Origin of the sequence: Pseudomonas rhizophila, assembly GCF_003033885.1 — a bacterium.
Lineage (GTDB): Bacteria > Pseudomonadota > Gammaproteobacteria > Pseudomonadales > Pseudomonadaceae > Aquipseudomonas > Aquipseudomonas rhizophila.
Genome location: NZ_CP024081.1, coordinates 2,462,390 through 2,477,589, shown reverse-complemented (window position 1 = coordinate 2,477,589; position 15,200 = coordinate 2,462,390). Strand labels below are relative to the sequence as shown.

At 61.9% G+C, this 15,200-nt stretch carries 11 protein-coding genes; 2 read left to right on the top strand and 9 right to left on the bottom strand.

The genetic code is table 11. From position 1 onward, the window contains the following. Positions 1–256: 256 nt before the first annotated feature. The 7 genes from CRX69_RS11585 to glcD all read right to left on the bottom strand — a co-directional run bounded on the left by CRX69_RS11585 (position 257) and on the right by glcD (position 11,349). A complete protein-coding gene (locus CRX69_RS11585; RefSeq protein WP_107322045.1) occupies positions 257–2,443 on the bottom strand; it encodes a response regulator in 2,187 nt (728 codons plus the stop codon). 505 nt (positions 2,444–2,948) lie between these two features. Then, a complete protein-coding gene (locus tag CRX69_RS11580; protein ID WP_047228255.1) occupies positions 2,949–4,646 on the bottom strand; it encodes an L-lactate permease in 1,698 nt (565 codons plus the stop codon). Positions 4,647–4,895: 249 nt separating this feature from the next. Continuing rightward, positions 4,896–7,073, bottom strand: a complete 2,178-nt coding sequence (locus tag CRX69_RS11575; protein WP_107322044.1) for a malate synthase G — start codon at positions 7,071–7,073, stop codon at positions 4,896–4,898. Between the two features lie 78 nt (positions 7,074–7,151). Then, positions 7,152–7,553, bottom strand: a complete 402-nt coding sequence (locus CRX69_RS11570) for a heme-binding protein (RefSeq protein ID WP_047228253.1) — start codon at positions 7,551–7,553, stop codon at positions 7,152–7,154. A gap of 12 nt (positions 7,554–7,565) precedes the next feature. Next, on the bottom strand, positions 7,566–8,783 hold the full coding sequence (glcF, locus tag CRX69_RS11565; RefSeq protein WP_107322043.1) for a glycolate oxidase subunit GlcF: 1,218 nt from the start codon (positions 8,781–8,783) through the stop codon (positions 7,566–7,568). Positions 8,784–8,785: 2 nt separating this feature from the next. Continuing rightward, positions 8,786–9,844: a glycolate oxidase subunit GlcE gene (gene glcE, locus CRX69_RS11560; protein WP_177513939.1), complete on the bottom strand. Its 1,059-nt coding sequence runs from the start codon at positions 9,842–9,844 to the stop codon at positions 8,786–8,788. A 5-nt stretch (positions 9,845–9,849) separates the two neighbouring features. Then, positions 9,850–11,349: a glycolate oxidase subunit GlcD gene (gene glcD, locus CRX69_RS11555; RefSeq protein ID WP_107322042.1), complete on the bottom strand. Its 1,500-nt coding sequence runs from the start codon at positions 11,347–11,349 to the stop codon at positions 9,850–9,852. A gap of 251 nt (positions 11,350–11,600) precedes the next feature. On the opposite strand from glcD, the gene glcC reads away from it, so the two are divergent. Together glcC and CRX69_RS11545 are read left to right on the top strand one after the other, a co-directional pair. Beyond that, positions 11,601–12,374 (top strand): transcriptional regulator GlcC, encoded by a 774-nt coding sequence (gene glcC, locus CRX69_RS11550; protein ID WP_047228250.1) that lies wholly within the window; start codon positions 11,601–11,603, stop codon positions 12,372–12,374. A gap of 102 nt (positions 12,375–12,476) precedes the next feature. After that, the gene (locus CRX69_RS11545; protein ID WP_076383854.1) at positions 12,477–12,638 is read left to right on the top strand and encodes a DUF2986 domain-containing protein; all 162 of its coding nucleotides are present in this window, start codon (positions 12,477–12,479) and stop codon (positions 12,636–12,638) included. Positions 12,639–12,904: 266 nt separating this feature from the next. Here the strand turns inward: CRX69_RS11545 and CRX69_RS11540 are convergent, their stop codons facing one another. Together CRX69_RS11540 and CRX69_RS11535 are read right to left on the bottom strand one after the other, a co-directional pair. Next, complete coding sequence (locus tag CRX69_RS11540) at positions 12,905–14,203, bottom strand: SLC13 family permease (protein WP_107322041.1); 1,299 nt, start codon at positions 14,201–14,203, stop codon at positions 12,905–12,907. Positions 14,204–14,237: 34 nt separating this feature from the next. Next, positions 14,238–15,062: an amidohydrolase family protein gene (locus tag CRX69_RS11535; RefSeq protein ID WP_107323255.1), complete on the bottom strand. Its 825-nt coding sequence runs from the start codon at positions 15,060–15,062 to the stop codon at positions 14,238–14,240. Positions 15,063–15,200 lie beyond the last annotated feature (138 nt).

Here is a 15,200-nt window from a genome sequence, read left to right as displayed (position 1 = left end):
GCCAAAGTCCGCCCTATAGGCCGATTGCCCACACTGCAAACCTTCATTGATCGGATATGCGGCTCCGTTATCCTCGCTGTACGGTGCTCCCATCGCCTTTCCCCTTTTCGTCGAGGCCCACACCGGCAACAACCCGTTGCCTGAAAAATATAGGCCTTCACGACTTTCAGACTAGTCGGTCATCAAAGGACTGATTATTCAGGCAAGCGTCTGGCCGACGAATGGAGCTGCGTGACTTGCCCACGGACCGCTTTATTCAATCCGCCCCGCCATCGCGGCTCAAGATCCGGGAAACCTGATCGGCCGAATAGGGCTTGGATAGAAACTCGAAATCTTCATGGCCACGGTGGGCCAGCTCCTCGCTATAACCCGACGTCAGGACCACCGGCAGATCCGGGCGGCGCCGGCGCAGTGCCTTGGCCAGGGCAATGCCGCTGATGCCGGGCATGACGACGTCGGAAAATACCGCGTCGAACGCCATCGCATCCGGGCCAACCATATCCAGAGCCTCCTCGGCGTTGGTCGCCCAGGCCGTTTCGTAGCCCAGATCCTGCAGGATCTGATTGGCAAAACGCCCGACCTCCAGGTTGTCCTCCACGATCAACACCCGACGCTTGCCCTTTTCCAGCAGCAGGGGCGTGGTTTCCTCCCGGTTGGGCTCATCAATCTCTTCAGGCTCGACTTCCGGCAGGTACAAGGTAAACACCGTCCCCTCCCCGACCACGGTCGAAACATCCACGTTGCCGCCAGACTGTTTGGCAAAACCGAACACCTGGGACAACCCCAGCCCGGTGCCCTTGCCCACTTCCTTAGTGGTAAAGAACGGCTCGAAAATATGCTCCAGGACTTCTGCCGCAATGCCGGTGCCGGTGTCCGCCAGGGCAATGGCGGCAAAAGACTGCCCGGCTCCCGCGTGACCTCGGATCGGCGGCATGCCAGCACCGCCAATGAGCCGCAGCGACAACGTGCCTTGCCCATCCATGGCATCCCTGGCATTGAGGGCCATGTTGATCAGCGCCGTTTCAAACTGGCTCAAGTCAGCGCGGATGTAACAAGGCCGGTCGCTCAGCTCGACCTTGACCTGAATCCGCGCCCCCGTGACGGTCTGCAGCATGTCGCCGAGGCTTTGCACCTGCTTGCCCACATCGATGACTTGCGGTTTCAACGGCTGACGCCGGGCGAAGGCGAGCAACTGGCTGGTCAGCTTGGCGGCACGCTCCACCGTCTCGGAAACCGCCGTCATGTAGCGGTTGCGCCGCTCATCGGAGAGGTTAGGCATGTGCAGAAAGTCGACGGAGGAACGAATGATCGTCAGCAGGTTGTTGAAGTCGTGGGCCACCCCGCCGGTGAGCTGGCCGATGGCTTCAAGTTTCTGCGACTGGCGCAGGGCCGCTTCGGTCTGTTTCAGGCGCGTGGTGCGTTCCTCGACCCGCTCCTCCAGCGTCGCGTTCAGTTCCGCCAGGACCGCTAGCCCCTCGCGCACGGCGGCGTCCGCGCGGGTCCGCTCGATGTGAGCCCAGGATCGTTCGGTCACTTCCATCAGCAGCGCCAGATCGTTGCTGGACCAGACCCGCGGCGTTTTGTCGTGGATGGCCATCAATGCGGTCAAACGTCCGTTCTTGATCAGCGGCACGCAAATGGTCGCGGCGATACCGATCGCCTGGAACGTCGCCGCTTCCTCGGGCGCCAGCTCCTTGAGGTTATCGTTGACCACCAGGGGTTTGCCGGCCCGCAGGTTGGCAACCGCCAGCCGACCAAAATCCGCCAGCCGGTAATGCCCGACAATACTGGGTGACCCCGCCCGAGCCCAATCACCGCGAATGGTGAAGCCATCCTCGTCCTCATCCATATCCGCATAGGCGCAATTGGATAGGTTCAGGTGCGCCGCCAGAATCCGCGTGGTGGTGGCCATGATGGCCTGTGGGTCGGTGGCATTCGCCACGGCATTGCCAATGGCATCCAGCACCGCCAGGCGCTGGGTCATGAACACCGTGGAAGTGGTCTCGGTGACGGTGTCCAGCATGCCCACGACCTTGCCGAACTGATCACGGATGGGGCTGTAGCAGAACGTGAAATACGCCTGTTCCAGGCCGCCGCCACGCTCGATGATCAGGGGAAAATTCTCGATATAAGTCGCCTGCCCCTCGAAGGCCGCCCGCACAATCGGGCCGATGTCGCTCCAGACTTCCTTCCACACCTCATCGAACCGCCGACCCAGCGCTTGGGGTTTATTGCCGAGGATGGGCACGAAGGCATCGTTGTACAACGTGATCAGTTCCGGCCCCCACACGATGGCCTGGGGGAAATGCGAGGCGAGGCTCAACGCTACGGTGGTCTTCAGCACATCGGGCCACTGTTTCGGCGGCCCGAGCGGGCTGGCGTCCCAATCGTGGCCGCGAACCCGTTCAGCCATCTCTCCATAGCTTTGCAGCCAGTCTGTCATTGCGATCGATCCTTCTCAGCCGCCAATACAATCAGGGGGAAGCGGTTGTGACCCCAAGCCGGGCCGTATTATCCCGCGCCGGAGGGGAATGCGCGATTGGATTGTGGGACGTGTAGGGCTGTAAATGGGGGTGGAATGGCGGAATTGGCTGATTGAGCTACGGAAATATCCCACATGTCATTGGGAAACCTCCGCGCTATCAATCCCTTGCGTATTTTTTGTGGTGGCGCCTATAGTCTGAGCGTCGCCCAAAATGGCGATGGGGTTTGGCACAGCTTTACTGCATTCCGCTGCGTGACGGTTGCGACGTGATGGATGTGATTGCAAGGCGGTTGGATGCGGCGCCAGCGGGTACCCTTCTATAAAACGCCAGACACTCCAAAGCCCCTGATTCATCACGAATCAGGGGCTTTCATTTACAACCTGTCAACAGATGCGCTGGTTTAGCTCCGGTGGACTCGCCTGACCGAAGCTGCCCGCCCCATCGGCGGGCAGCCTGCAGGTTTCAGGACTTCGTCAGCGGATCGCTGATACCCAGCAGATAGAAGCCGATCATGCCGATGATACCGGCCAGGACGATGTAGTACAGCGTCGGCAGCATGGTCTTGCGCAGGGTGATGCCTTCGCGACCCAGCAGGCCGACTGTCGCCGACGCCGCCACCACGTTGTGGATGGCGATCATGTTGCCGGCCGCCGCGCCTACCGATTGCAACGCCACCATCAGCGCGCCGGAGATGCCCAACAGTTGCGCGGTGTTGAACTGGAACTGCGCCAGCATCAGGTTGGACACGGTGTTGGAGCCGGCGATGAATGCGCCCAGTGCGCCCACCGCCGGGGCGAAGAACGGGTACACGCTGCCGACACTGTCTGCGACGAGACGCGCCATTGCCACCGGCATCGACACCAGGTCCGATCCGTTCACCCCTGAGTTGATCAGGATACGCACCATCGGGATGGTGAAGATCAACACGAAACCGGCGCCCAGCAAGGTTTTGCTCGATTCACTCACGGCCGCCACCAGTTCGCTGGCGCGCATGCGGTGCAAGAAGAATGTCATCAGCGCAACCACGCAGAGCAAACCACCTGGCAGGTAGAGCAGTTCCAGGCTGGCGGACACGCCCGTCTCACCCAGAATGTCTTTGGCCCCGAAGCTCAGGGACAGCAGCCAGGCCTTGAGCGGTGGAATGTTGCGCGACAGCACCAACAACACGGCCAGCAGCACATAGGGTGCCCAGGCCATGGGGACGGAAATCGCTTTTTTGCCGGCCATGTCGTCGAGCTTCATCTCGATCCTGCCCATCCACTCCGCTGGCCACTCGCTGGCCGGGGCAAAATCCCAGGTGGTCTTGGGCAACAGGAAGCGCGCTTTGGCAGCCGGGATCACAATGCTCAGGCCCACCAGGGCACCAATCATCGAAGGGAATTCCGGACCGAGGAACACTCCGGCGGCCGCGTAAGGAATGACGAAGGCGAGTCCGGTGAAGATCGCGAACGGTGCCATGACCAGGCCTTCGCGCCAGGATTGGTTCTTGCCGAAGAAGCGGGTCATGATGCTGATCATGATCAGCGGCATGAGAATCCCGCAAAGGGCATGGATGATCGCCACCCGCGAGACGATCAAATGGAAGAACACGTCCCAGTTGCTGCCCACAGCAGCCAGTTGCGCGCCAAGACCGGTCTGGTCAAGGCCGCCTGTGACCCCGACCACCATGGGCGTACCGACGGCACCAAAAGACACCGGAGTGGACTGTACCAGCATGCCGAGTACCACCGCGGCCATGGCCGGGAAGCCCAACGCGACCATCAACGGCGCGACTACCGCCGCAGGTGTGCCAAAGCCCGAAGCGCCCTCGATGAAGCAGCCGAACAGCCAGGCCACGATCAGCGCCTGGACCCGACGGTCCGGGCTGATATTGGCAAAGCCACGGCGAATGGAGCTGATGCCGCCGGAATGCTTGAGGGTGTTGAGCAACAGAATGGCACCGAAAACAATCCACAGAATCGCCGCCGTCAGGACGAGGCCCTGCAGCGAGGACGCCAGGACCCGATTCAACGTCATGTCCCAGGCCCCGAGGCCGATCAGCGCCGTCAGTACGAAGACCACGGGCATGGCGTATTTGGCTGGCCAGCGAAAGCCGATCAGTAACACGCCCGCCAGTACCAGCGGCACGAAGGCCAGGATGGACAGCAGTGTTTGACTCATGGTTTTGGTTCCTTTTTATTGTTGTGAACCACAGTTTGCCGGGGGTATCCGGCGCCACGCATCCAGAGCACAGGTGCTCCGCGAACCGCGTCGACAGGGGATCACCCGTCGCCGCGCTCATGCTCAAGGGCCCCGGCAGCCATGGGCTGTCGGGGCCTGTTGTATTGCGCCCCCGCTAAAGCAGGGGCTTTCGGGGTTGCGGTCACGACGCACACCGCAGCCCCTCGACGATTGCAGAGCGTGTCTCCCTCAGGCCTGTTGCTTGAACCGCAGACGCCAGGCGTGCAGCAGCGGTTCGGTGTAGCCACTGGGTTGCTCGCGGCCCTTGAACACCAGGTCGCAGGCGGCCTGGAACGCCATCGAGGCGGCATAGTCATCGGCCATCGGGCGATACAGCGGATCACCGGCGTTCTGCTGATCGACCACCTTGGCCATGCGCTCAAGGCTTGCGCGCACCTGAGTCTGGCTAACGACGTTGTGGTGCAGCCAGTTAGCAATGTGTTGGCTGGAAATACGCAGGGTGGCGCGGTCTTCCATCAGGCCGACGTTGTGGATATCCGGCACCTTGGAGCAACCCACGCCCTGCTCGACCCAGCGCACCACATAACCGAGGATGCCCTGGCAGTTGTTGTCCAGCTCTTGCTGGATCTGGCTGGCGTTCCAGTCAGGCTCGGCCACCACCGGCACGCTGAGCAGGCCATTGAGCAGGTCGTCGCGCTGACTGTTGAGGTCGATGGCTTCCAGCTCGCGCTGCACCGCCTGCACATCCACTTGGTGGTAGTGCAAGGCATGCAAGGTGGCGGCGGTCGGCGACGGGACCCAGGCCGTGTTGGCGCCGGCCTGGGGATGGGCGATCTTCTGCTCGAGCATGGCGGCCATCAGGTCCGGCATGGCCCACATCCCCTTGCCAATCTGCGCCCGACCACGCAGACCGCAGCTCAAGCCAACCAGCACGTTGTTGCGCTCGTAGGCCTGGATCCAGGCGCTGCTCTTCATGTCGCCCTTGCGCAGCATCGCGCCGGCCTCCATGGCGGTGTGCATCTCATCACCGGTGCGGTCGAGGAAGCCGGTGTTGATGAAGGCCACCCGCGCCGCCGCGCTGGCGATACACGCCTTGAGGTTGATGCTGGTGCGGCGCTCTTCGTCCATGATCCCCATCTTCAGGGTGTGCCGGGGCAAGTGCAGCAGGTCTTCGATGCGCGTGAACAACTGATCGGCAAAGGCCACTTCAGCCGGGCCGTGCATCTTCGGCTTGACGATATAGATGCTACCGGTACGCGAGTTACCGTGGCGCTGGAGGTCATGCAGGGCGATCAAGCTGGTCATCACCCCGTCGAGGATGCCTTCGGGGATCTCGTGGCCTTCGCCGTCGAGGATCGCCGGGTTGCTCATCAGGTGCCCGACGTTGCGCACAAACAGCAACGAACGGCCGTGCAGCTTCAACGCACCGCCAGCGGCAGCGGTGTACTCGCGGTCCGGGTTGAGACGGCGCACGATAGACTTGCCGCCCTTTTCCAGCGCTTCGCTGAGGTCGCCTTTCATCAGACCGAGCCAGTTGCGGTAGATCAGCACTTTATCGGCCGCATCGACCGCCGCGACGGAGTCTTCGCAGTCGAGAATGGTCGACAGCGCGGACTCCACCAGCAGATCCTTGACCCCTGCGCCATCGCTGGCGCCGATCGGGCTGCCGGCATCGATCTGGATTTCCACGTGCAGGCCGTTGTTTTTCAGCAGCACCGCTGTCGGCGCGCTGGCCTGGCCCTGATAACCGACGAACTTGTCGGCCTGGGCCAAACCGGTCTGGGTGCCGTCAGCCAGGGTCACCTGCAGTTGCCCCTCACTGACCCGGTAATTGACCGAGTCAGCATGCGAGCCCATGCGTAAAGGCGCGGCCTGATCGAGAAACGCACGGGCGAAGGCGATGACTTTGTCACCACGCACCTGGTTGTAACCCGGGCCCTTTTGAGCACCACCGTCTTCAGCGATAGCATCGGTGCCGTACAACGCATCGTACAAAGAGCCCCAGCGCGCATTGGCGGCGTTCAACGCGTAGCGGGCATTCATCATCGGCACCACCAGCTGTGGACCGGCCTGGTGGGTGATCTCGCTGTCAACGTTGGCGGTGCTGACCCGTACCGTGTCTGGCTGCGGCAACAGGTAGCCGATGGACTCGAGAAAATCGCGATAGGCCGGCATGTCGCTGATCGGGCCTGGGTGCGCGCGGTGCCAGCTGTCCAGCTTCGCCTGCAGCGCATCGCGCTCGGCCAGCAGCGCACGATTGTGCGGCGCCAGGTCATGCACCAGGGCGTCGAAGCCGGCCCAGAACGCCTCGCGTTCAATCCCGGTGCCGGGCAGCACTTGCTCGTCGACGAAACGTTGCAGGTTGACGGCCACTTGCAGGCGCTGGCAGTTCACGCGATCAGTCATTTTCACTCTCCAAAAAACAGTAGGTGGCCGGCGTCAGATGTCAGCGCGGCTCACTGAACAGGCGCCTAGCCCTTGTAATCAGCCCAATGCGGCGATACCGGCTTTGGCCACTTGGGCGTCCTGATCGGCCTTGACCCCGGAAACGCCCACCGCGCCAATCACCTGGCCGTCGACAATCACCGGCACACCACCTTCCAGCGAAGTCAGCAGCGGCGCGGACAGGAACGCGCTACGCCCGCCATTGACCATGTCTTCATAACCTTTGGTTTCACGACGCCCGATGGCGGCGCTGCGGGCCTTCTCGGCGGCGATGTAGGCGGCGATCGGTGAGCAGCCATCCAGGCGCTCCAGGGCCAGCGGATGCCCGCCGTCGTCGACCACGCTGATGCTCACGGCCCAGTGGTTTTTCTCCGCTTCACTGCGGGCAGCGGCGAGGATTTTGCTGACTTCGGTCTGGCTCAATACGGCTTTGCTAAGCATGCTGTTCTCCGGTTAATTCAGGGCTTCTTCGACCAGTTCGATCCAATGCCGCACAGGGGTGCGACCGGCGCCGTCGAGGTGGGTCTGGCAGCCGATGTTGGCGGTGACAATCGCCTGCGGCTTACCGCTTTCCAGGGCATTGAGTTTGTTGTCGCGCAACTGCCTGGACAGCTGCGGCTGGGTTAACGAATAGGTCCCGGCGGAGCCGCAACACAGGTGACTGTCGGGCACAGCCGTCAAACCGAACCCGAGGCGAGCGAGCACGCTTTCCACGGCGCCCCCCAGCTTCTGCGCATGCTGCAGAGTGCAGGGGCAGTGGAAAGCCACGCGCTTGTCGGCATGCACACCCAGTTGCTCCAGAGGTTCGACGCTGAGCACTTCAACCAGGTCTTTGGCCAGGGTACTGACGCGCCTGGCTTTCTCGGCGTAGGCCGGATCCTGCGCCAACAGATGGCCGTAATCCTTGACGAAGGCGCCGCAGCCGCTGGCGGTCTGCACAATGGCCTCGGCGCCCTTCTCGATGGCGGGCCACCAGGCATCGATGTTGCGCCGCGCACGCTGCAAGCCTTGCTCTTGGGCGTCGAGGTGGTAGTCCACTGCGCCGCAGCAACCGGCTTCATTGATCGGCGTGACGCTGATGCCGAGGCGATCGAGCACCCGCGCCGTGGCGGCATTGGTGTTAGGTGCCAGGCCAGGCTGCACACAGCCCTCAAGCATCAGCACACGGCGTGCATGGCGTGGCTCGGGGCGGGGTTTGGCGGCACTGGCAGTACGCGGCAATTTGGCCTTGAGGCTGGCCGGCAACAGCGGACGGAAAACCTGGCCAACCTCAATCAGCCCTTTGAACAGCCGCGCATGGGGCACCACGGCACGCAGGCTTTGACGCAATACGCGCTGAGCCAGCGGGCGCGGAACGGCGGCATCGACTACCGCGCGGCCGATATCCAGCAGATTGTGGTACTGCACGCCCGACGGACAGGTGGTCTCACAGTTGCGACAGCTCAGACAGCGATCCAGGTGCAGTTGGGTCTTGGCCGTGACTTCGTTGCCTTCCAGCACTTGCTTGATCAGGTAAATACGCCCGCGCGGGCCGTCCAGCTCATCACCGATAAGCTGGTAGGTCGGGCAGGTGGCGTTGCAAAAGCCGCAATGCACACAGCTGCGCAGGACGCGTTCGGCTTCCTCGGCGCGCGGCAGGTGCTTGGCCTGTTCACTCAGATGGGTCTGCACAACTACACCTCGCGATACATTCGGCCAGGGTTGAAAATGCCCTGGGGGTCAAGCTGGGTTTTGAGCTGTCGGTGGTAGCGCAGCAACGGGGTGGCCAGCGGATGGAATGGACTGTCGCAGTGGCCGGCGGTGAAACAGGTGGCGTGGCCACCGGCTTGGGCGGCGATCTGGCGGATCAGCGCGACATCGGCATCGGACTTGAGCCAGCGCTGGGCGCCTCCCCAGTCGATCAGTTGCTCACCGGGCAGCGCCAACACGCCGGTGTTGGTCGGCACCGACAATCGCCAGAGCGGGCGCGGGTCCGCGAAGAAATCCAGGCGCTGCTCGCGCAGGTCAACCCAGTACGAGCTCTCAAGCAGCTCACCGCCGAGACGTTCACGGGCCGCTGCGACCGAGCCTTCACCACCTTCCAGGCGCAGGTGCAAAGCCTGACCATCATGGCTGGCGGCGCTCAGCGAAATGGGTTGCTGACCCCACTCGGCCAGTTTGCGCAAGGCCAGCGCGGCGTCCATCTCCAGCCGCAGACTCAGGCACTGGCGCGGCTTGGGCAGCACTTTGAGCGACACCTCGGTAATCACTCCCAGGCAGCCAAAGCTCCCGGCCAGCAGCCGCGACAGGTCGTAGCCGGCGACGTTCTTCATCACCTCGCCGCCAAAGCGCAGGTGCTTGCCCGTTCCGGTGATCAAGCGGGTGCCCAGGACCAGGTCACGAACCGCGCCGGACCAAGGCCGGCGCGGGCCCGACAGACCTGCCGCAACCATCCCGCCGAGGGTCGCTGCGCCGCCAAATTGCGCAGGCTCGCAGGTGAGCATCTGCCCGGCCGCGTCCAGCGCCGCCTCCAGCTCAACCAGCGGCGTGCCGGCGCGGGCGGTGATCACCAACTCGGTCGGGTCGTAGCTGACGATGCCGCGGTGGGCACGGGTATCGAGCACTTCGCCGTCGACCTTGCGACCGAGAAACGCCTTGCTGTTCCCCCCCTGAATGCGCAACGCCGTAGCACTGTTGAGGGCGTGATTGACTTGTTCCAGCAACGCCTCGCTGGCGTCGCAGTCGTGCTGCATCACCATCAGAAGCGCTCCAGTTCAGGAAAGGGCAGTTGGCCGTGGTGCACGTGCATGGCGCCGAATTCGGCGCAGCGGTGCAGGGTCGGAATGTTCTTGCCGGGGTTGAGCAGGCCGCGCGGGTCGAAGGCTGCTTTCACCGCGTGAAACAGGGTCAGTTCGTCACTGTTGAACTGAACGCACATCTGATTGATCTTCTCGCGCCCCACACCATGTTCGCCGGTAATGCTGCCGCCCACCTTGACGCAGAGTTCGAGAATCTTGCCGCCCAGGGACTCTGCCCGCTCCAGCTCGCCGGGTTGGTTGGCATCAAACAGAATCAATGGGTGCATATTGCCATCACCGGCATGGAACACGTTGGCCACACGCAGGCCGAACGCCTCGGACAGCTCACTGATGCCCTTGAGCACCCCGGGCAGTTCGCGACGTGGAATGGTGCCGTCCATGCAGTAATAGTCCGGCGAGATACGCCCGACGGCCGGGAAGGCGTTCTTGCGCCCGGCCCAAAACTTGACCCGTTCAACCTCATCGCGAGCCATGCGCACTTCGGTGGCGCCGGCCTCGCCCAGCACCGCGCGGACACGCTCGCAGTCGTCGTGCACGTCGGCCTCCACACCGTCCAGTTCGCACAGCAGGATGGCCTCGGCGTCCACCGGATAACCGGCGTGTATAAAGTCCTCGGCGGCGCGAATGGCCAGGTTGTCCATCATCTCCAGGCCGCCGGGGATGATGCCGGCCGCAATGATTTCACCCACCGCGCGCCCGGCTTTCTCCACCGAATCAAAGCTGGCCAGCAACACCTTGGCCACCTGCGGCTTGGGCAGCAGCTTGACCGTGACTTCAGTGATGATCCCCAGCATGCCTTCGGAGCCGGTGAACAAGGCGAGCAGGTCGAAGCCGGGCGAATCCAGGGCCTCGCTGCCCAAGGTCATGCGCTCGCCTTCAACCGTGAGGATTTCCACCTTGAGCAGGTTGTGCACGGTCAGGCCATATTTGAGGCAGTGCACGCCTCCGGCGTTCTCGGCGACGTTACCGCCAATCGAACAGGCGATCTGCGAGGATGGGTCCGGTGCGTAATACAGGTCGTAAGGGGCGGCCGCCTGGGAGATGGCCAGGTTGCGAACGCCCGGCTGAACGCGAGCGAAGCGCCCTTCTGGATTGACTTCAAGGATGTGCTTGAAGCGCGCCATCACCAGCAAAATCCCCTGGACCAACGGCAGCGCACCACCGGACAAGCCCGTCCCTGCCCCGCGTGCCACCACAGGCACACCGCGTTGGTAACAGAGTTTGAGCAGGCGTTCGACTTGTTCGATGCGCTCAGGCAATACCACCAGCATCGGCGTGGTGGTGTAGGCAGAGAGGCCGTCGCACTCGTAGGGTTTGAGGTCTTCCTGGGTGTGCAGCACTTCCAGGTCAGGAAGCTGCTGGCGCAGTTCCGCCAGCAGCGCTGACTTGTCCACTTCAGGCAGCGCCCCATCAACGCGCTCGTCGTACAAAATACTCATGGCAGGCTTTCTCGCTTTATTGTTCTTTTGTGCCGCGCCGGTAGCGAGCCGGGCTGCTTGTTATGCGCTATATGTAGAGCCTTGCAGGGTGGTCGTCTATCACCGGATGAACTGGTATGACCAGTTTATTCAAGCCCGCCTCTAACCCGTATTTGCCAAGGGCCTTACTTATAAAGGGGTTAGTGGCTATATTGGGCGCAGCGTGAATGACCATTTAAAACTGGTACTACCAGTTAGCCGAGGCCCCTGACATGCTCGAAGAAACTTCCGCCGTTCGCCGCCAGGTCAGTGATGTGGTCGCCGAGCGGATCGAACGATTGATCGTCGATGGCGTGCTCAAGGTGGGCCAGGCACTGCCCTCGGAGCGCCGCCTGTGCGAAAAACTGGGAATATCCCGCTCGGCCCTGCGTGAAGGGCTGAAAGTGCTACGCGGGCGCGGCATTATCGAGACCGCCCAAGGCCGTGACTCACGGGTGGCCACGCTGAACGGGAACCGCGATGCCAGCCCACTGATGCACCTGTTCAATTCGCAGCCGCGCACCCTGTTTGATCTTCTGGAAGTGCGCGCACTGCTGGAAGCCGAATCAGCACGCCTGGCCGCCTTGCGCGGCACCGATGCAGACTTTGTCCTGCTCACCCGGCGCTACGAAGAAATGCTCGCCGCCCACAGCCAACCCGTACCTGCCGAGCCGCGCGAACATGCCCGCCTCGACCACGCCTTCCACCTGGCGATCTGCGAGGCCTCGCACAACCCGGTGTTGCTGCACACCCTGCAGTCGTTGACCGATTTGATGCTCAGTACGGTGTTCGCCTCGGTCAACAACCTCTACCATCGCCCGATGCAAAAACGCCAGATCGACCGCCAGCACACCCGGCTCTATCACGCCGTCATCGAGCGCCTGCCAGAACAAGCTCAGCGCGCTGCGCGCGAACACATCCACAGCATCCGCGACAACCTCAAGGAAATCGAACAGGAAGAGCAACGCCTGGTACGTGCAACCATGCGGCTTGAGGGTTGGGGGTAGGTTTCTGGGTAGCGGGGCCGGCTGGGAAGCGCAAAATCAATGCTTGGTTTCACACCCAGACTTTCACCATCATCCAAGACTTTGCAAACCGAGTAGAAAAGTATGAATCGTCGTAAAAAAATAAATCAGTTACTGAAAGCTCACGCAAAAAAGGCGAGTGCCAAACTGGCCCCGCCGAAAAAATCCAAATACATCAGCAAGGCTGACCGATTGAAGCTGGCTGCCGAGCCCGCTCCAGAGTCAGTCATAACCCCTGAGAGCTGAGTCTTCGATCTTAAGCGCCAGTCGCATCAGCAATGGCGGTGAAAGTGGGGCTGCTGCGCAGCCCAGCGGGAGCAAGCTCCCTCGCCACAGTGGTTCAGGCAGGTCTTGAGTGAATCGCACCTCGATCGTTCCCACGCTCCTGCGTGGGAATGTCGCCAGGGACGCTCCGCGTTCCGCTTCTGGAAGATGACGCAGAGCGTCACGGGATGCATTCCCACGCAGAGCGTGGGAACGATCAACTTCCCAGACCTGCCAAAACGAACTCTTCAGATAAAAGTCAGCGCAAGGTTAAACAGCATGGCCGCGACGAAGCCGATGGGCGCGGCACGCAGCAGCAATTGGGGAAACAGCCGGGTTCGGCTCTGCTCATCGGCGCAGGAGCTCAGGATCAGGCTGCCGCCGGAGGAGAACGGCGAGATAGAGGTGGCTTGGGCGCCAACCACGATGCTGATGAACAGCACCATGGGGTCGATCGACATGGCGGCGGCCAGCGGCGGCACCATGGGGAACAGCGCGGGTGTAACCACTCCCAAGGTGCTGGCGAAAATCGACATCAGCGCAGCGACGACACCGAACACCAGGGCTACCAGCACCGGTGGGATATTGCCGCCAATCCACGATGCCAAAGCGTCGATAGCGCCGGCCTTGATCGCCACCGAAATCAGCATGCCCACACCACAAATCATGATCAGTGTGCCCCAAGGCAGCGAGGCGATGGCTTTGCGCTCGTCGCCCAGCTTGAGCATCAGCGCAATCACCGAGAACACGCTGGCGATCAGGCCGATGTCCACCTTCGAGTTGACGAACGTCACCGTCGCATTGCCTGGGAACAGGATGTGCGCGATGGGACCGGCCAACACGATAAGCATCATCAGCAAGGTCAGCCACAAGGTGATTTTCTGCTCACGGTTGAGCGGGCTCGGCGTCTCGATCGCGACCGCCGCATTCTTCAGCGCACGGCCGTGGCCGGCGAAGAATACGAACGCGGTGATGACCACCAGCGGAATGACCATGGTGCTGGCAAAGATCGCCAGGCCATTGATGAAGGCTTCACTTTCAGGAACACCCAGGCCGGTCATCAGGCCTCGGAAAATGATACCGCTCTGGCTGGACACGAAGTTGGCACCGCCCAGGGCCCCGTAGTTCACCGCCATGCCACCGAGTATCAGGCTCATGCCCGTGCGCTGGCACAGCAGCAGCGTCAGCGGGGCCATGAAAGCGAGCACCGTGTAGTAACCCGCGCCGAGCCCGGCAATCAGGCAAGCGGTCAGGAACACCGCATAAGGCAGCAGGTGCGGCACGTTACGACAGAGATAGAGCAAGTGTTCGGCCAGTTTCTCCAGCGTGCCGTTGACGATGGCGAAGCTGTAGAACAGGCAGACCGAGAAGATGATGAAGAAAATCTTCAGCGGCCACATGGCGATGATTTCGGAAGGACTCAAGCCCATGCCGAAACAGCCCAGTAGATAGGCAAAGGCGATGGCGAACAGGCCGATGTTGATTTTGGTGGTGTATCCCAGCGCGACAGCAAGAACGATCGCGGCGACGACGTACAGGCTCATCATGATGTGTGTTCCGTATTATTTTGTTATGGGGAGTTCAACGCGTCGACGCAGCAAAGCCGAACAGGGTTGTGGGGTTATCCACCAACACCTGCCGGCGCTCCACCGGGTCGGGAAACAAGGCATGCACAAAGGCCAATTGCGCGTCATAGCCGGTGCGCGACTCGAACTGGGTATGGGGCCAATCGCTGCCCCAGACAAAACGATCGATACCGCCACACGCCTGGCGCAATTGCGTCAACACGCAAGCCGCGCGGGGCAGGTCTGACTGACTGCGATAGGCGGCAGACAACTTGACCCACAGCCGGTCCTCGCCGAGCAAGGCCAGGAAGCCCTGATGGGCGAGGTTACTCGGGTCGATACCGTTGGACGGAAGACCGAAGTGATCCACGACCACCGTGACACCGCTCGCCAGAACGAACGGTACAACCAGGACCAAGGCGTCGAAGCCGCACTGGATTTCAACCTGCCAGCCAAGTCGGGCCAGTCGCTGGTAAAACGTCTGCCAGCGTGCATCGATGTAGTCCTGCGGCGCCTTGCCGATCAGATTCAAGCGAATGCCTACCACGCCAGCCTTGGCCAAAGCTTGGAGCTGTGCATCCTCGATGTCCGGTTCGACCACCGCGATGCCTCGCAAACGTTGCGGATAACGTTGCAGGGCCTCGACCATGAAACGGTTGTCGGTTCCCAGGAAGCTCGGCTGGATGAGCACGCCCTGGGCAAGGCTGCAGCGATCCAGATGCCCCAGATAGTGCTCGGCCAAGGCGTCGTAATCAGGGCTGTAGCGACGATCACTCGCCATGGGCAAGTCATGTCGGAATATGTGGGCGTGAGTATCTATGCCTTCGAACGACAGGGACATCAGGAAGCTGCCTTTGTTGATTTTTTGTGGGAGCCCGCCAGGCATGTAAGGTGATTACAGACCTGAAATTCATATAGATGACTGGATGACCATATCTATAAACAACCATCCCTGTCAACGCGCCCAGTGAGGTAAAGT